This window comes from Gilliamella sp. B3022 (assembly GCF_028751545.1).
Classification (GTDB): domain Bacteria; phylum Pseudomonadota; class Gammaproteobacteria; order Enterobacterales; family Orbaceae; genus Gilliamella.
Window position 1 is genome coordinate 1,776,255 of sequence record NZ_CP071867.1, and the last position, 17,035, is coordinate 1,793,289.

The window sequence follows — 17,035 nt, forward strand, 5'->3', positions numbered from 1 at the left end:
GATTTGTACTGAAAATAGTTGTTAGCCGATTTTTTTATTGAATATTAACAATAAAATGAAAGAACAAGAAGAAAAAACAGGGCATACAGCCCTGTAATTAAAATTAATGAATAATTTTAGCTAAAAAGTCTTTAGCACGATCGGATTGTGGATTAGTGAAGAACTGTTCTTTCGAGGTATCTTCAATAATTTCACCCGCATCCATAAAGATAACACGGTGTGCAACTTTTCGAGCAAAGCCCATTTCGTGAGTAACGACCATCATCGTCATTCCTTCATAAGCAAGTTCAACCATTACATCAAGTACTTCATTTACCATTTCTGGATCCAGCGCTGAGGTAGGTTCGTCAAATAGCATAACAATTGGATCCATACAAAGTGCACGAGCAATCGCAACACGTTGCTGTTGACCACCAGAAAGTTGTGCTGGATATTTATCAGCATGTGCTAGTAAACCCACACGTTCTAATAAGTTTAGTGCTTTTTCTCGAGCCTCTTCATCTGCTCGTCCTAATACTTTAATTTGGGCAAGCGTTAAATTTTTTAAAATAGTCAAATGAGGAAAGAGTTCGAAATGTTGGAACACCATACCCACTTTTGAACGTAATTTAGCTAAATTAGTTGACGGATCGGTTATTTCGGTACCTTCAATAATAATTCTACCTTTTTGTACAGGTTCTAAACCGTTAACGGTTTTAATTAGTGTCGATTTACCGGAACCAGAAGGTCCACAAACAACGACAACCTCACCTTTACCTACTTTTGTTGTACAGTTTTTTAAAACTTGAAATTGTCCATACCATTTTGATACATTTTCTAAGGAGATCATCGATTTATCCCTTTCTTAAAATAATTAACTAACTGTGAAGCAGTAAAACAAATCACAAAATAACTTGCCGCTGCAAAAATAATCATTGAATATTTAACAGTACCGCCTTGAACATTGCCTATTTGAGTTACACTTGCGCCGAAAAGATCAATTAAACTCATCACATACACTAACGAGGTATCTTGGAATAAGATAATACCTTGAGTTAGTAATAGTGGCACCATAGAGCGAAATGCTTGCGGTAAGATAATCAAGCGCATGGCTTGACCTTTAGTCATACCTAAAGCATAAGCAGCATGATACTGACCTTTAGTCACTGCATTGATCCCAGCACGAATAATTTCTGAATAATAAGCCGCTTCAAAAAGTGCAAAAGCAATCATTGCCGAAACAATACGTACATCCGCATAAGGAGGCAAATTAAATACATATTTAATGACTTGTGGCAATGCCAAATAGAACCATAACAGCACTAATAATAGTGGAATGGAACGAAATAAATTTACGTAGCATTTAGCAAAAATATTAAGCAATTTATTATTTGATAAACGCATCAACGCAAGCATAGTACCCCAAATAATACCAAAAATAACTGCACTGAGGGTAATTTTTGTTGTTAACCATAAACCGCTAAGTAGTAAATGATAATTATCAAATACCAATGAAGGTATATTTGCTATCCAATCAAAAAGCTGCATACTATCCTCCATGATTCATATTAGGTAAACGAGTATGTTTTTCAACAATACGCATAATGGTGAGTACAGCATAATTTATTAGCATAAAGGCAATGGTTACACCACATAAGATTTCAACAATACTATTTGTTGATTCATTAATACGATCAATCTGTCCGATTAAATCGATTAATCCAATTGTTGAAGCAACAGATGAGTTTTTAATAATGTTAGTCATCTCAGATGTTAATGGTGGAATAATGCGACGATAAGCATTAGGTAATAAAATGTATGTATATGCTTGACGATTGGTTAAGCCAAGGGCGATTGCTGCATATTTTTGACCTTTAGGTAAAGTTTGAATACCGGTTCTTACTTGCTCGGCAATACGTGCTGAAGTGAACAATCCTAGAGCAGTTGCGGCTATGATAAATGAACTCACATTCGGTGATAAACCAGAGACAAACCACGTTTTTAAACTTCCAGTCAGAATTTCAGGAAATAGCATATACCATAAAAACATTTGTACAAGTAAGGGGATATTTCGAAATAGCTGAATATAGGCCGCAGCAAAGTTATTTAGAAACTTGTTGTCAAGTGTTCTACAAATACCGACCAATGAACCCAGCACAAAGGCAATGATCCATGCTGTAATAGCTAATGAAATGGTCACAAAAATGCCATCTAACAGCCAATTTAAGTAAATCCCATCACCATAAGGGGTGGGTTCAAAAAATAGTGTCCAATTAAAACTCATAATATATTTAATTCACTAATTTAGATTATGTACTAAATGTAATGACATTTAGTACATGGATTAGAAAGATAAGAAAAGTATTAATCTAATGCTTTATCGTTAGGGTTTGCAAAAAGCTCAACCATTTTCGGTGAAATTTCAAGTGCCATATTTGCACCTTTTGGTGGCACTGGTTGGGTGAACCATTTGTTATAAGATTCTAATGCTTTTCCTGATTTTTGGGCTTCAGCAATGGTGTTATCCATTAGTTGTTTAAATTGAGTATCACCCTTTCTTAACATACAACCATAAGATTCATATGATAAAGGTTCACCAACAATTTTCCACTCAGCAGGATTAATTGCACGTGAACGTTCACCAGCCAATAAAGCATCATCCATTAAAAATGCAGCTGCACGACCAGTTTCAAGAGCATTAAATGCATCACCATGATCTTTTGGGGTAATGATCCGGATACCTAAATTTTCTTTATTGTTGATTTGATTTAAACGGATTTCAGAAGTAGTTCCGGCAGTTGTTACTACATTTTTGCCTTTTAAATCTTCGATACTATTGATATTGCTATCCGCTTTAACTAAAAAGCGAGTACCTACAATAAAGATACTGTTTGAAAAACCAATTGTTTTTTGGCGTTCAAGATTGTTAGTAGTTGAACCACATTCAAAATCGTAAGTATAGTTTTTAAGAAGTTGAATACGCGTCTTAGAAGTAACAGGTAAATATTTTACTTTAAGATTAGGTAAGTTTAACTCTTTCTTCACGGCTTCTACGATTAGATTAGAATAATCTTGTGAATAGCCAATCACTTCTTGCTTATCACCATAGTAGGAAAATGGAATAGAAGATTCACGATGACCAACAACAATAACACCACTTTCTTTAATTTTAGCTAATGTGCCAGTAAGTTCTTCAGCTACTGCCGAACCTGTCATTAGGCCTAACATTGCAAATGATAAAACTAATTTGGTTAATTTTGTCTTTTTGTTCATACTCATCTCCTACTGTTTAATTTGTATCATATTAAATTTATTTAATATTTTTACAAAGGGCGTATATTATAACTTATTTTTTAGCATAAAAGTACTTTTTACTGTTTATTTATATATCATTGGCGCCAAATGCATAGCTATAATCATGCTTTATAAGCAATTATTTCTGTACATGATTTTACCTGAAACTGAATATATCTAAGCAATATTTATGCCACTATTGTAAATTAGTCTTTTTTTATAAATATTGGAATACACATCAATATTATTAATAATAAATAGGGTTTATTTCCCCATCTTGCATAAGGAGTCAGGCCAATGGTCGGTGATAGACTGTCATTTAAAACACCAGTTTTAAATGCTGGAATCTGTTTGATGATTTTGCCTTGCTGATTAATTATTGCTGTGATGCCATTATTAGTACTGCGAATTAATGGGCGTCCAAACTCTAATGCTCTGGCTTGTGCCATTTGCAAATGTTGTTTTGGACCAATGCTATCACCAAACCAAGCATCATTTGAAACAGTCAGCAAAAAATCAGTATCAGGTTTAAAGTTTTGCCATATAAGATCCGATAAAATTACTTCATAGCATATAGCAGTGGTGAATTTAAACCCTTTTATGGTTAATTGAGGCTGTTTTTCATTGCCAGCTTTCATTGAAGACATGGGAATATTGAGCAGTTCGGTAATTGGTTCGAGTAAGGATGCAAATGGCGTAAATTCACCAAATGGTACTAGATGATGTTTCTGATAACGATCAGTAGTTGGGTATTGATAAGGTTCTTTTTTGCCCAATACAATTAAAGAATTATAGATACTACCTTTATTTCGATTGTCAGGTTCATTAAAACGATAATCAATAATACCCACAGCAATTTCTGAGCCATTTGCTCTGGCATGGTTATCTAAATAGTATAAGAAGGGTTGTTGATTAATTTCAAAATCTGTAATGCTCGCTTCTGACCATATTATCATTTTGTCTTTGCCAAAATTTTGTTGGGTAAGCTGATAGTAAGTTTCTAAGGTGTTATTTAATTGTTCACTGCTCCATTTTAAAGATTGAGGAATATTACCTTGAATTAATGAAAAATTGGCTAGGCGGTGATGATCAACGTGAGTCCAAGTTTTATTTTTGAATGAAATTGGTGCAATAAAGATCGTTAACAGTGCAATTATTGCACCAAGTACGTGCTTTTTTGGTTGATTATGTTTGATTCCAAATATGCTGTAAATGGCTAATCCAGATAAAAAACAAGTCAGTAAATTAACACCATCTATTCCGATTATAGGAAAATATGCTCGCAATGGGCTATCAAGTTGGCTATAACCTAATTGTAACCAGGCAAATCCCGTTAAAATATAACCACGTAGAAATTCGGTAAATTGCCATAAAATAGGTGCAGCTAACCCTAATTGCTTGAATGAAAATTGAGGTGCTATACGATCTGCTATTCTAAGTAAAAAAGCAAATAACATCGGGTAGAGTGATAAATATAGGATTAGGAATCCTAAAATCACTATTGCAATAGGGGTAGGTAGTTCTCCATATTGTTTGATACTGATATAAACCCAATGGACTCCTGAGAAAAAATAACCTATACCCCAAGTCAATCCTATTAACATTGCTTGTTTTTTAGTTTTATTCGCAATAAGCCATAATAAACCAATAAAAGAGACAAATGCTAAAGGCCATATATGAAAAGGTGCATAACTAAAAACGGCAATACAACCGTAAATAAAGCTCAATAGTAGATATTTAAGCATGTTATGGTAACTCTAAATTAGGCACTGTTGCACCTTCAGGAATGGTTACATGCAGTTGGATTATGCGTCTTTTATCAGCAATGGTGACCTTAAATTGATAACCGTCAATGATAATACTTTCACCTCTTAGGGGTAAGCGACCAAAATGCTGCATTACCAACCCACCAATGGTATCCATTTCGTCATCACTAAAATTAGTAGCAAAAATTTCGTTAAAATCTTCAACTGGTGTCAGTGCTCGTACGGTGTAAACCGAAGGTGATAAGCGACGAACATCACGATCTTCTACTTCATCATATTCATCCTCGATATCACCAACAATGAGTTCTAAAATATCTTCGATAGTGACAAGACCCGATACGCCTCCAAATTCATCAATCGCTATTGCCATATGGTAACGTTGCATACGAAACTCTTTTAACATATGATCAACACGTTTACTTTCAGGCACAATAACTGTTGGTCTTAATATTTTTTTTAAATCAAAATCGTCAATACCCTGACGGATAAATATAAGTAAATCTTTAGCTAGTAACACACCTTCAATGTGGTCTCTATCTTCACTGATCACAGGATAACGGGAGTGACCATGTTCAGAAATAATATCTAAACATTGATCTAATGAGTAATTGTCTTTGATAGTAACAATTTGTGAGCGGGGAATCATAATATCGCGAATACGTTGTTCTGCTATATCCATGACACCTTCAATCATGTCAAGTGTGTCTGGATCAATAAGTTCGTTTTCTTCAGCTTCGCGTATAACTTCAATCAGTTCTTCCTTATCTTTAGGTTCTGAATGAAATAACTGACTTAACCATAAGGCAAATCCTTTTTTGGATCTCCGGTGATTATCATCGCTCATTTGATTTTTCCTTTACTATTCTATTGTATTTAAGTAATTTTACTTCCGGTTTAGTTATGAACAATGGTGATATTAACTAAACAAGATTATTCGTCAATCAGTTGATACGGATTATTGAATCCTAACTGTTGCATGATATCAATTTCGATATTTTCCATTTCTTCAGCTTCTTCGTCAAGAATATGATCATATCCTAGTAGATGCAAACAACCATGAACAATCATATGTGCCCAATGTGAAGTTAACGATTTATGTTGTTCTTTTGCTTCAGCTTCCACCACTTGTTTGCAAATGATTAAATCTCCTAACAGTGGCACATCAATTTCAATCGGAGATTCAAATGGAAATGAGAGTACATTTGTGGGTTTATCTTTATGGCGGTAAGTATGATTTAACTGTTGGCTCTCTTGTTCATCCACAATTCGGATAGTGATTTCAGCATTATCCATAAATTGCGGTAAAATAACATTTAACCATTGCATAATTTGTTCTTCAGTTGGCAAATTTTGGTTTTCGTCTGTAGCAATTTGCATATCTAAAATAATTGAGCTCATTTAGGTATTTCCCTAATTTGTTTATTCGCGATGATAAGGATGGTTAGTGGTTAAGCTCCATGCTCGGTAAAGGCTTTCAGCTACAATGACACGTACTAAAGGATGAGGTAGTGTAAGAGGCGACAGCGACCAGCTCTGCTGTGCCGCCGCTTTACAAGCAGGGGATAAGCCTTCCGGTCCCCCAATGAGCAAACTTACATCACGACCATCATTTTTCCAACGTTGTAATTGTTGAGCTAAATCATGTGTGGTGTAAGGTTTACCTGGAATATCTAACGTGATAATGCAGTTGCTTTTACCACAACTTGCTAACATTTGTTCGCCCTCTTTGTCTAAGATTCGGGCAATATCAGCATTTTTGGTTCGTTTTCCGGCAGGAATTTCGATAAGTTCAAGCGGCATATCTTTAGGGAAGCGCGAACGATAATCGTCAAAAGCGGTCGTAACCCAACTTGGCATTTTGTTGCCAACAGCAATGAGCTGTATTTTCACACTACTAGCTCCAAAGTTTCTCAAGTTCGTAAAGTTGACGGCTTTCTTCTTGCATAATATGTACAATTACCGAATCCATATCAACCACTACCCAATCAGCATCACTTTTCCCCTCGCTACCTAAAACAAGGTGACCATGTTTTTTTGCTTCATCGAGTAAATGTCCGGCAATGGACGAGACATGACGGTTTGAAGTGCCCGTACAGATAATCATATAATCGGTAATACTTGATTTACCTCGTACATCTAAGGTAACAATATCTTTACCTTTCAGATCATCAATTTTATCGATAATAAAATCTTGTAACGACTGTTGCAAAATAATCTCTCTATCATAAAAAATTAAAGCAACAGTATACCATATTTCTAAAAAAATTACGGTGAAGATAACATTGAGCTTGTATATTTGGTCAAGAAGTTTTAGGTTCACCATATGTTTCAGTAAAATTATATCGCTAATTCAATTATTAAGAGAAATCACTCTATCAAATAATGGATTATCCGTTAAGCGATGGGTAACCATAAGGAGTGTTTTCTTTTTACAAGTGTGTTTAATCAACTGAATAATTTGTTGTTCGGTCTGTAGATCAAGGCTTTCTGTTGGTTCATCCATCAAAATAAGTGGTGAATTATGCAGTAAAGCTCTGGCAATACCGATACGACGAATTTCTCCACCTGATAAAGCGCGACCACCTTGACCAATCTGTAAATCTAAACCTTGCTCTGTATTTAGCAATCTTTCAAGTCCAACTTGCTCTAATACTTCTGTAAGTTGCTGCTCAGTAGCTTGTTCATTTCCTATTAACAAATTTTTCCTTAAGGTATCACTAAAAATTGCAATAACTTGTGGTACCATCGCAATCGCCTGTCTTAAGGTTTTTTCATCCAATTGATTAAGAGGTGTGCCATTAAAATAGATATTGCCTGATGTGGGTTCCCAAGTGCGATTAATGAGATTTAATAATGTTGATTTACCGCATCCTGTTTTGCCAATTATTCCAATATGCTCACCTTGATTCAACATTAACGAAAAATCTTTTAATACAGAAAAAGGTTGATTGGGATAACTAAAATTAATGTTTTCAAAATGTAATGTTGCTGAACTTAAATCGACTTTTTTACTTTCGTTTTCATTTACAAATTTAATATCAGGTTTTTGATTAAAAATTGCGGTTGTGCGTGAAGCGGAGGCCAACACTTGCCCTAAAAAGATAAATGCGCCAGGAATTGGTGCTAAAATTTCAGAACTGGCAAGACAAACAAATACAAATAAAGCTACTAAAGGAGAAAGCGTATATTGAGTAATTAACCAAATTACCATCAAAGTTAAAAAACCAGTAATCAATAAAACTAATGCACTGGAAAGTGCCATTAAATTGGATTGCCGCTGTTGATTATGTAGCCAATTTGTTTCAAGTTCATCGAGTTGTTTCCGATAGCGCGATTGGGCATTGAAAAGAATAAGTTCAGCTTGTCCTTGTAAATAATTGATGAGTAATAAGCGATATTCACTTTGCTGCTTCGCTAAGTTTTTACCCAATTCTTTTCCTGCTAAATAAAAAATAACTGGCACTACTAATAAAGTGGCAGTAAGAATAATCGTGATAACCATTGCTATGGGTAAATTAATATTACTTAATATAATAAATATAACGCCTATAGTAATCAAAGCGGTTACAATAGGGGAAAATAGCTTAAGATAAAGATGATCCAGTGCATCGATATCAACAATAAAACGGTTAAGTAAATCGGCTCTTTGATATTGAGTTAACTGATTAGCACTCAGTGGCAAAATCTTACAAAAAGCTAATGTTCTTAAATGGGCTAAAATTTTAAACGTTGTATTATGATCTACTAAGCGTTCCATATAGCGTGCTGCCGTGCGTGTAATTGCCGCCGCTCGCACTCCCGCTGCGGGTAACATATAGTTAAAAGTATACAGGCCTGCAATCCCAACAAAAGCCGTTGATGCTAAAAACCAACCGGATAAAGACAGTAAAAATACGCTAGTAAAAAGGGTCAAAAACGCTAAAGACAAACCACACAATATCTGCCAAAAATAGTGTTTATATAGTGCTATATAAGGACGTAATATGGCTAACACAAATACTCCTTGCTATCACAATCTAACTTACCGTCTGCTAACAACCAAACTTCGTCATACGCGTGGATATCATCAGTTTGGTGGGTAATAGTAATCGTATTTAATGCGATATGTTGGTGATCAATATTTTTCATAGTTTGTTTATCTAAGCTTGCTGTAGGTTCATCGAGAATTAACAATTGGCAGGGCTTTAACATTGCACGAGCTATTGCAACACGTTGCGCTTGACCGACCGACAAACGCACTGCGTCTTCGCCTACTTGGGTATCAAGTTTTTGAGGTAATTTATTAATAACACCAGTCAATTGGGCTTTAGCAATTATAGCCTCTATCTCATCATCAGAGGCGTTCGGTTTGCTTAATAAAATATTTTCGCGCAGTGAACCATTAATAAGATAGGGATTCTGTCCGATCCAACTGATTTGCTGTTGCCAATTGGTGATATCTAATTGATTAAATTCAATACCATTAATCTTCAACGAACCCTGATAAGGTAAAAAGCCTAGCAAAACTTGCATTAATGAAGTCTTACCTTCACCGCTTTTACCTACCAAGGCCACTTTAAATGGTGCCTGTAAGGTAAATGATAAAGGTCCAACGATGTGTTGTTTTTCGCTAGATAGCACAATCAAATCACTTGCTTCAATAGTATGTAATGGTTGATTGATTTGAATTAGAGCGGAATTATGGTGAGTTTGATTTAATAAGATATCTTTACTCAAAAAGGCTTCGATATTGTCTGCAGCAGCAATGGCTTCGGCTTTAGCATGATAGTATGTTCCTAAGTCACGCAATGGTTGAAAATATTCAGGAGCTAAAATTAACGCAAAAAAACCCGAAAATAAGGTGACAGTACCATTATATGAACCGAAATTAAATTCACCTAAATACGAAAAGCCAAAATAGACTGCTACAATCGCGATCGAAATTGATGTAAAAAATTCCAACACAGCAGATGATAAAAAAGCCATTTTTAACACTTGCATGGTTTTAATGCGAAAGTCTTCTGATGCTTGGGCAATTTCCTTAATTTGCTTCTCTCCTTGATTAAATAGACGAATAGTATTAAGTCCTTTTAAACGATCCAAAAAATGACCGCTCAAATATGCCAATGCTTTAAAATGGCGTCGGTTGATATCTGCAGCACCCATACCTACTAAAATCATAAAGATAGGAATCAGTGGGGCTGTACATAATAAAATAGCGGCTGCTGCCCAGTTAAATGGAAAAATAGCGATACAAATTGAAATTGGTACAATACCGACTAAACGCATTTGTGGCAGATAACGAGCAAAAAAATCGTGCAGATTTTCTATTTGCTCAATGAGCAGCGTACTCCAAGCGCCAGTAGTATTCTGATTTAAATAGGCAGGACCATAAGCTTCAAGTCGATTAATTACTTTATTGCGAATATGCTTTCGTACTTTTTTTCCTAGTGCGAAGTTAATCTTTTCGCGTACATAAATTAATAATGCTCGACCTAATAAAATAACTATAAGCGAACCAAAGTAAGGTAGGATTTTGGCAAAATGTTGTCGCTCAATAATCAGTTTTTGTAAAATGATTGCTATGAGAGCAGCTTGCAAAATGACTAATAAAGTCAATGCAAAACCAGTTAAAGCAGAAGCATGCAAATCTGCTTTATGCATTTTTGCATGCTGTTTCAACCAGCCAAGTAGATAAGTTTGACGTTTTTTATCTAATGACATGATGATATATTTAGTTTATTTTAAATTATCCAAATAATGTTCGGCATCTAATGCAGCCATACATCCAGTTCCAGCTGAAGTGATCGCTTGGCGATAAATATGATCCATAACATCTCCTGCGGCAAAAATCCCTTCGATACTGGTTTGGGTTGCATTCCCATGCGTACCAGATTGAACTTTAATGTAACCACCCTCTAGCTCAAGTTGACCTTCGAAAATAGTGGTATTGGGTTTATGACCAATAGCAATAAATACGCCCATAACAGAAAGATCATCAGTTAAATTAGGATGTTGAGTGCTACGAAGCCTGACTCCTGTAACGCCCATATTATCTCCTAATATTTCATCAACAGTTTGATGAGTATGCAAAATCACTTTACCTTCTTGTATTTTTTCAGCCAAACGAGTCATTAAGATTTTTTCTGCTCTAAAGCTATCGCGGCGGTGTATTAAATGTACTTCACTGGCAATATTGGCTAAATAAAGCGTCTCTTCTACAGCAGTATTACCGCCTCCAACTACGGCAACTTTTTGATTGCGATAAAAAAAACCATCACAAGTTGCACACGCCGATACACCTTTACTTTTAAAGGCCTCTTCTGAAGGTAAGCCAAGATATTGAGCGGAGGCACCAGTAGCAATAATTAATGCATCGCAACTGTACTCTGTTTCGCTGCCATAGAGTTTATAAGGTTTGCTACTAAAATCGACTCGATCGATATGATCTAAAATAATTTCAGTATTGAATCTTTCTGCATGCTCTCTCATTTTGACCATTAAATCAGGCCCAGTTAATTCCGGCGCACCAGCAGGCCAATTTTCAATTTCAGTTGTAGTTGTCAGTTGACCACCTTGTTGTATTCCCGTTATTAATACTGGTGAAAGATTAGCTCGAGCGGCATAAACAGCTGCAGTGTAACCAGCAGGACCAGAACCAAGTATTAGTAAACGTGCATGTTTAGTTTTCATCTTTTAATCCTTATTTATGTTCTGGCTGTGAAAAGCAGAACTTGCTTAATTTATAATTGAAAAGTCTAACATTATCAATCTTTATCGTGCAAAAAAATTGATTATTACAGTGATAGGTAAAGACGATAAGATTGATTTAAATATTTTGCAAAGATTATCTTTTTTATTATTCGTTCATTTTTAGTCGATATTTAATAAATAAATTACATCAAGAAATATAAAACGATCAATAATAAAAGCTCAATGGTTTGTAAATGAGAAACTTTATCTTGGGCATGTAGTTCAGAGGAGACTATGTTGCAAACGATGTTAGTGTGCTAGCAATTAATTAAGAAATATCTAATTATTATCGTTGCTTTATATTTTTGAGACATAAAGCAACAGACGTTTTAAAATTATTCTGATAGATAAGTCGTAATATCTTTAAGTGGCCAGCGTATTTTAGGTGTTGGTTCATTGATTCGATAACCAAATGCTAAACATAGCCCTACACCAAAATTTTCACCATTAAATGAAGGTATACGATTTTCTAAAATTTTAATAATTCCATCATGTTGAAATCCACCAATTGCACAAGAATCAATATTATGATAGGCGGCTGCTGTAAGCATATTGGCACAAGCAAGGTAAGCTTGCATTTCTAACGAATGATTCAGCGTTAAGCCACTAGCTAGACCTTTTTCATAAAAGTTGATGATCGATTGGCACGTTATATCTATACTATTTTGATCATTAGGGTTAGGTAAGGTTCGGGCAACAGCGTTACGAAAATACTCACTTTGTACCGAAAAACAGTTAGACTTACGATAAAGTACAATCACATAATGTGAGCAACTGGTGACTTGCTCTTGATTGTAACAAACCTCATATAATTCACTTTTGATTTTAGGGCTGTCAATCACTACAAAATGCCAAGGTTCAATGCCAAACGCAGAAGGTGATAAGCGACCTGCATCTAAAATATATTCAATTTCAGCTGAATCAATCTTTTTTGTTTCATCAAATTTTTTACATGCATGTCGAAAATATAAGGCTTGTGTTAATTTATCCATGTTCTCTCCTATTTTTTTGTATTCCATGGGGCAACTTTTAATAATAGTAACATACCTGGTATAGCAAGAATCGTACATAAGCTAAAGTAGGTTGTCCATCCTAAATAATTAACCATAATACCTGTGGTGGCATTAAGTAATGTTCTAGGAATAGAAGCAATGCTTGTAAATAAAGCAAATTGTGTTGCTGTATAAAGAGGATTTGTCGTTTGGGCTATGAAGGCTACAAAGGCCGCTGATCCTAACCCAACGCCTAACGCTTCAAAGCTAATCACCAAAGCTAATAAAAATTTAGCTTTGTAGGTGATTTCAGTAAATGGACCTTCAATAGATAACCATGCAAATCCTAAAATAGATATAACTTGCACAATACCAAATAACCAAAGAGCGCGATTAGTACCTATTTTTATCATCAATATTCCGCCCATTAATGCACCAAATACACTTGGCCATAAAGATGCATTTTTAGCAATCCAACCAATATCTAAACGGCTAAAACCCATTTGTAAATAAAAAGGAGTTGCAAGTGAGGTTGCCATACTATCGCCCAATTTATAAAGGAAAATAAAAGCTAAAATCGTGAGTGCACTTTTTATACCTTGACGATTGATGAATTCACTAAATGGCTTAATTATGATATCTTCGATGCTATGTATTGTGGGGACTTGATTAATGGGTTCTTTTACTTTCAATGTCATAACAATTGCTGGCAACATAAAAAGCCCAGTGATAATAAAAACACTGTTCCAAGGAAGATAGTTGGACAGAATCAAGGATAGTGAACCAGGCACTAGACCCGAAACACGATAAGCATTAGTATGAATACTGTTGCCAAGTCCCTGTTCATTATCTGATAATAATTCTCGCTTAAAGGCGTCAAGGGCAATATCTTGGGTTGCTGAAAAAAGAGCAATAATGAAGCAGATAGAAGCAATTACCCAAATGTGTAGTGTAGGTGAAAAAAAACCTAAAATTATGATAAATAAAACTAACAATATTTGTGAGGCAAGCATCCATCCTCGTCTTCTCCCCATATTGAAAAGCGAGATATTGTCCATAAATGGCGCCCACACAAATTTCAAAATATAAGGAAATTGTGTTAACGAAAACGCACCAATCGTTTTGATATTGATACCTTCGCTTTGTAGCCAAGCAGGTAATAATTGCAACAATAAATAAAAAGGTAAACCCGATGCAAATCCAGTAAAAATACATATCAGCATCTTTTCGGTAAAAATTGTTTTTACAAGTGAATTTTGCTCATTAGACATTATTTAACTTTATTGGTTAGTTTTTTTACAAAATGTTATCATAGCATACAACTATAAAAAATAATTCTGTAAACCAAGATAAAACAAATTATTTCAAACTGGATTCTAAATTGAAAAACTGTGACAATGGATGTCTTGAAATAAAAACTTCACTTATTTGAAGTATTCAAGAAAATGCTTCAAAACGCTGTTATTAATCAAGTATAAACCAAACTACCGATTAACAGATTAACTAATCACCTTTCAGAGGAATGTAATAATATGAAAAATCCAAAAAAAATTGCTGTTTTCAGTAGTAAACATTATGACAAAGAACATCTTGAAATCACTAATAAAAAATTTGGTTTCGATATCGAATATTATGAACACAAACTGAGCCAAAAGACAGTCGTTACTGCGCAAGGCTATGATGCAGTTTGTGTATTTGTAAATGACGAAGTTGATAAAAAAGTTTTACACAAATTGGCTGAATATGGCATAAAAATATTAGCATTACGCTGCGCGGGATTTGATAATGTTGATCTTGCTGAAGCTAAAAAATTAGGTATTACCGTTGTACGGGTCCCTGCTTATTCTCCTGAAGCCGTCGCTGAACATGCAGTTGCGTTGATGATGACTCTTAATCGTCGTACTCATAAGGCTTATCAACGCACACGCGATGCTAATTTTTCTTTAGATGGATTAACAGGTTTTAATATGCACAATCGCATTGCAGGCGTTATTGGAACGGGTAAAATTGGTCAAGCAGTGATTCGTATCTTAAAAGGTTTTGGAATGCATATATTAGCTTATGACCCATATCCCAACGAAATGGTTGTCGAACTCGGTGCACAATATGTCGAATTAGATGAGCTTTATGCTAAATCTGATGTCATCACTTTACATTGCCCAATGACACCTGAAAACTATCATTTATTAAATAAAGAATCTTTCCAAAAAATGAAAGATGGCGTCATGATTATCAATACCAGTCGAGGGGCATTATTAGATGCTACAGCTGCAATTGATGCATTAAAACAAACCAAAATTGGTGCTTTAGGTATGGATGTCTATGAAAACGAACGAGACCTATTTTTTGAAGATAAATCAAATGATGTCATTTTAGATGACGTATTTCGACGATTATCCTCATGTCATAACGTTATTTTTACTGGACATCAGGCTTTTTTAACTCAAGAAGCGTTGTTGAATATTTCGGAGACAACTTTAAATAATATCAAACAAATTTCTGAAGGGAAATATTGCCCAAATATTGTTGAAAAACAATAAGTAATTTAAGATGTCGTCGATTTTTTAATTACATAAAATATAGGTTTTATATGCAGCGAATCATTATTCTAGTTAATATAGTATTGTTGCTTGCAGCTTGTAGTAGTGAGAAATCTTCAATATCGCCAATGCAAGAACATCGCGGACATCCTAGCGTCGAAGGTGGTGTCTATTTAGAAAAAGAACATAATGCGCCAAAAACCAACAATGAACTATTGGCAATTGATCAAGAAAATTTTATTACGAGAATGGTCAACAAATATGGTTTTAATCGTAAGCAATTACGCGAAGTGCTTTCACAAACTAACAAACTTGACTGGGTAATTAATTTAATGGATAAGCAGGCACCAAAATTGAGCCCTTCTACAGGGCCTAATGGTGCATGGATCCGTTACAAAAACAAATTCATCACGCCGAGTAATTTACCTCGTGGCGTAGAATTTTGGAATATTTACGAAAAAGAGTTACAACAAGCATATAACAAATATGGTGTACCACCTGAAATAATTGTGGGCATCATTGGCGTTGAAACTGGTTGGGGACGAGTGATGGGTAAAACCAAAATCATTGATGCACTTTCAACGCTGGCTTTTTATTATCCAAGACGATCACAATATTTTTTAGGTGAATTAGAACATTTCTTAGTTATGTGCCGTGATGAGAGTGTTGACCCATTTGACCTAACTGGATCGTTTGCTGGAGCAATGGGATATGGTCAATTTATGCCATCAGCGTTCAGAAATCACGCTATCGATTTTAACAATGATGGCCACATTGATCTGTGGGATCCTGTTGATGCAATTGGTAGTGTGGCTAACTATTTTAAAGCACATGGTTGGCAACGTGGTAGAAAAGTAGCAGTTATTGCCGAAGGGCAAGCGCCATCACTTGATACTGGATTTAGTACAAAATATTCTGTTGCAGCATTAGCTAAATTAGGACTGAAGCCGAAAAGTTCATTAGATGGTCATAATAAGGTCAGTTTATTACGGTTGGATATGGGCGATAGTTATCAATATTGGTATGGTTTGTCAAACTTCTATGTCATCACACGTTATAACCACAGTACGCATTATGCTATGGCAGTATGGCAATTAGGTTTAGCAGTGAAAGAGGCACGATAAGACCATAACGTGTTTCATCATTTAATTAAAAGGTCGCAATTGCGATCTATTTTTTAGTTTTGAATTGAAACGGTATAGACTCCTAAATAATTTTAACAAATCTATTTATTGTTTTTATATACTGGTTGAGACTCACTAAACTTCCCTGTAATCAAATATTATAACTACTGCATATATTATATCGGTATGGTAATTAGGCTTAGGATTACAGAAATATAATAAAGCTATAGCGATATGCTACTTATAATGGTTACCAAAATTGAAATGCTCGAGATTAAAATGAATGCAAGTATAATCAATGATTCCTCCTACCAATGCTAAATACTCTTGCAAGCCAATCATTCCTAGCTCTGATAATAAGAAAGATAACAAACTTAACAATTGCATATTTATCTTTAAGGTGAAATAAAGCCATCAAACTGTCTATTTAATATTTAGATGATAATCATTGCTAGCTCAATGATAGTCATCATTTTCATTCTTGTTGCAAATAATTTGGTTATTCTATCCGAGTTGTTTAAAATATGTATCAATAATTCTATTAGTAATATAGTTAAACCTGTTTTTTTCAATAGGTTAATAAAATAATAAGCAAAAGATGACAGAAT

General features: G+C 34.8%; 16 protein-coding genes. 2 read left to right on the forward strand and 14 right to left on the reverse strand.

The annotated features are described in order from the left end of the window. Nucleotides 1-103 precede the first annotated feature (103 nt). From J4T76_RS08020 to J4T76_RS08085, 14 genes are all read right to left on the reverse strand, one after another. On the reverse strand, nucleotides 104-829 hold the full coding sequence (locus J4T76_RS08020; RefSeq protein ID WP_267355610.1) for an amino acid ABC transporter ATP-binding protein: 726 nt from the start codon (nucleotides 827-829) through the stop codon (nucleotides 104-106). Further along, nucleotides 826-1,527, reverse strand: a complete 702-nt coding sequence (locus J4T76_RS08025; protein ID WP_267340659.1) for an ABC transporter permease subunit — start codon at nucleotides 1,525-1,527, stop codon at nucleotides 826-828. Before J4T76_RS08025 ends, J4T76_RS08020 begins: the two co-directional genes overlap by 4 nt. Before the next feature lies 1 nt (nucleotide 1,528). Then, nucleotides 1,529-2,263, reverse strand: coding sequence for an amino acid ABC transporter permease (locus J4T76_RS08030; protein ID WP_267340658.1), 735 nt, complete (start codon nucleotides 2,261-2,263; stop codon nucleotides 1,529-1,531). Nucleotides 2,264-2,343: 80 nt separating this feature from the next. After that, entirely contained in the window at nucleotides 2,344-3,252 is a 909-nt protein-coding gene (locus tag J4T76_RS08035) for a glutamate/aspartate ABC transporter substrate-binding protein (RefSeq protein ID WP_267340657.1), read from the reverse strand. Between the two features lie 227 nt (nucleotides 3,253-3,479). Next, a complete protein-coding gene (lnt, locus tag J4T76_RS08040) occupies nucleotides 3,480-5,018 on the reverse strand; it encodes an apolipoprotein N-acyltransferase (RefSeq protein ID WP_267340656.1) in 1,539 nt (512 codons plus the stop codon). 1 nt (nucleotide 5,019) lies between these two features. Continuing rightward, the gene (gene corC / locus J4T76_RS08045) at nucleotides 5,020-5,883 is read right to left on the reverse strand and encodes a CNNM family magnesium/cobalt transport protein CorC (RefSeq protein WP_267340655.1); all 864 of its coding nucleotides are present in this window, start codon (nucleotides 5,881-5,883) and stop codon (nucleotides 5,020-5,022) included. An 86-nt stretch (nucleotides 5,884-5,969) separates the two neighbouring features. Beyond that, entirely contained in the window at nucleotides 5,970-6,437 is a 468-nt protein-coding gene (gene ybeY, locus J4T76_RS08050) for an rRNA maturation RNase YbeY (RefSeq protein ID WP_267340654.1), read from the reverse strand. A gap of 21 nt (nucleotides 6,438-6,458) precedes the next feature. Then, nucleotides 6,459-6,929 carry a 23S rRNA (pseudouridine(1915)-N(3))-methyltransferase RlmH gene (gene rlmH, locus J4T76_RS08055; RefSeq protein ID WP_267340653.1) on the reverse strand — a complete coding sequence of 157 codons (471 nt, stop codon included), beginning with the start codon at nucleotides 6,927-6,929 and terminating at the stop codon, nucleotides 6,459-6,461. A 4-nt stretch (nucleotides 6,930-6,933) separates the two neighbouring features. Further along, on the reverse strand, nucleotides 6,934-7,251 hold the full coding sequence (rsfS, locus tag J4T76_RS08060) for a ribosome silencing factor (RefSeq protein WP_267340673.1): 318 nt from the start codon (nucleotides 7,249-7,251) through the stop codon (nucleotides 6,934-6,936). 138 nt (nucleotides 7,252-7,389) lie between these two features. Further along, complete coding sequence (gene cydC, locus J4T76_RS08065) at nucleotides 7,390-9,033, reverse strand: heme ABC transporter ATP-binding protein/permease CydC (protein WP_267355612.1); 1,644 nt, start codon at nucleotides 9,031-9,033, stop codon at nucleotides 7,390-7,392. Next, nucleotides 9,027-10,742 carry a heme ABC transporter permease/ATP-binding protein CydD gene (cydD, locus tag J4T76_RS08070; protein ID WP_267355614.1) on the reverse strand — a complete coding sequence of 572 codons (1,716 nt, stop codon included), beginning with the start codon at nucleotides 10,740-10,742 and terminating at the stop codon, nucleotides 9,027-9,029. Before cydD ends, cydC begins: the two co-directional genes overlap by 7 nt. Nucleotides 10,743-10,757: 15 nt before the next feature. Further along, nucleotides 10,758-11,711, reverse strand: a complete 954-nt coding sequence (gene trxB / locus J4T76_RS08075; RefSeq protein ID WP_267340648.1) for a thioredoxin-disulfide reductase — start codon at nucleotides 11,709-11,711, stop codon at nucleotides 10,758-10,760. A gap of 395 nt (nucleotides 11,712-12,106) precedes the next feature. Then, on the reverse strand, nucleotides 12,107-12,763 hold the full coding sequence (locus J4T76_RS08080) for an NAD(P)H-dependent oxidoreductase (protein ID WP_267340646.1): 657 nt from the start codon (nucleotides 12,761-12,763) through the stop codon (nucleotides 12,107-12,109). Between the two features lie 8 nt (nucleotides 12,764-12,771). Then, nucleotides 12,772-14,034 carry an AmpG family muropeptide MFS transporter gene (locus tag J4T76_RS08085; RefSeq protein ID WP_267340644.1) on the reverse strand — a complete coding sequence of 421 codons (1,263 nt, stop codon included), beginning with the start codon at nucleotides 14,032-14,034 and terminating at the stop codon, nucleotides 12,772-12,774. 261 nt (nucleotides 14,035-14,295) lie between these two features. Between J4T76_RS08085 and J4T76_RS08090 the strand changes: the two genes are divergently transcribed. Both J4T76_RS08090 and mltB read left to right on the forward strand, forming a co-directional pair. Further along, entirely contained in the window at nucleotides 14,296-15,303 is a 1,008-nt protein-coding gene (locus J4T76_RS08090; protein ID WP_267345537.1) for a 2-hydroxyacid dehydrogenase, read from the forward strand. Between the two features lie 50 nt (nucleotides 15,304-15,353). Continuing rightward, the gene (gene mltB / locus J4T76_RS08095) at nucleotides 15,354-16,427 is read left to right on the forward strand and encodes a lytic murein transglycosylase B (RefSeq protein ID WP_267345538.1); all 1,074 of its coding nucleotides are present in this window, start codon (nucleotides 15,354-15,356) and stop codon (nucleotides 16,425-16,427) included. Nucleotides 16,428-17,035 lie beyond the last annotated feature (608 nt).

Bases quoted from the DNA above. Each gene is read 5' to 3' on its own strand.
- corC (WP_267340655.1), bottom strand. From the start codon at position 5,883: ATGAGCGATGATAATCACCGGAGATCCAAAAAAGGATTTGCCTTATGG.
- J4T76_RS08030 (WP_267340658.1), bottom strand. From the start codon at position 2,263: ATGAGTTTTAATTGGACACTATTTTTTGAACCCACCCCTTATGGTGAT.
- ybeY (WP_267340654.1), bottom strand. From the start codon at position 6,437: ATGAGCTCAATTATTTTAGATATGCAAATTGCTACAGACGAAAACCAA.
- mltB (WP_267345538.1), top strand. From the start codon at position 15,354: ATGCAGCGAATCATTATTCTAGTTAATATAGTATTGTTGCTTGCAGCT.
- J4T76_RS08035 (WP_267340657.1), bottom strand. From the start codon at position 3,252: ATGAACAAAAAGACAAAATTAACCAAATTAGTTTTATCATTTGCAATG.
- trxB (WP_267340648.1), bottom strand. From the start codon at position 11,711: ATGAAAACTAAACATGCACGTTTACTAATACTTGGTTCTGGTCCTGCT.
- J4T76_RS08020 (WP_267355610.1), bottom strand. From the start codon at position 829: ATGATCTCCTTAGAAAATGTATCAAAATGGTATGGACAATTTCAAGTT.
- J4T76_RS08080 (WP_267340646.1), bottom strand. From the start codon at position 12,763: ATGGATAAATTAACACAAGCCTTATATTTTCGACATGCATGTAAAAAA.
- lnt (WP_267340656.1), bottom strand. From the start codon at position 5,018: ATGCTTAAATATCTACTATTGAGCTTTATTTACGGTTGTATTGCCGTT.
- J4T76_RS08085 (WP_267340644.1), bottom strand. From the start codon at position 14,034: ATGTCTAATGAGCAAAATTCACTTGTAAAAACAATTTTTACCGAAAAG.
- J4T76_RS08090 (WP_267345537.1), top strand. From the start codon at position 14,296: ATGAAAAATCCAAAAAAAATTGCTGTTTTCAGTAGTAAACATTATGAC.
- J4T76_RS08025 (WP_267340659.1), bottom strand. From the start codon at position 1,527: ATGCAGCTTTTTGATTGGATAGCAAATATACCTTCATTGGTATTTGAT.
- cydD (WP_267355614.1), bottom strand. From the start codon at position 10,742: ATGTCATTAGATAAAAAACGTCAAACTTATCTACTTGGCTGGTTGAAA.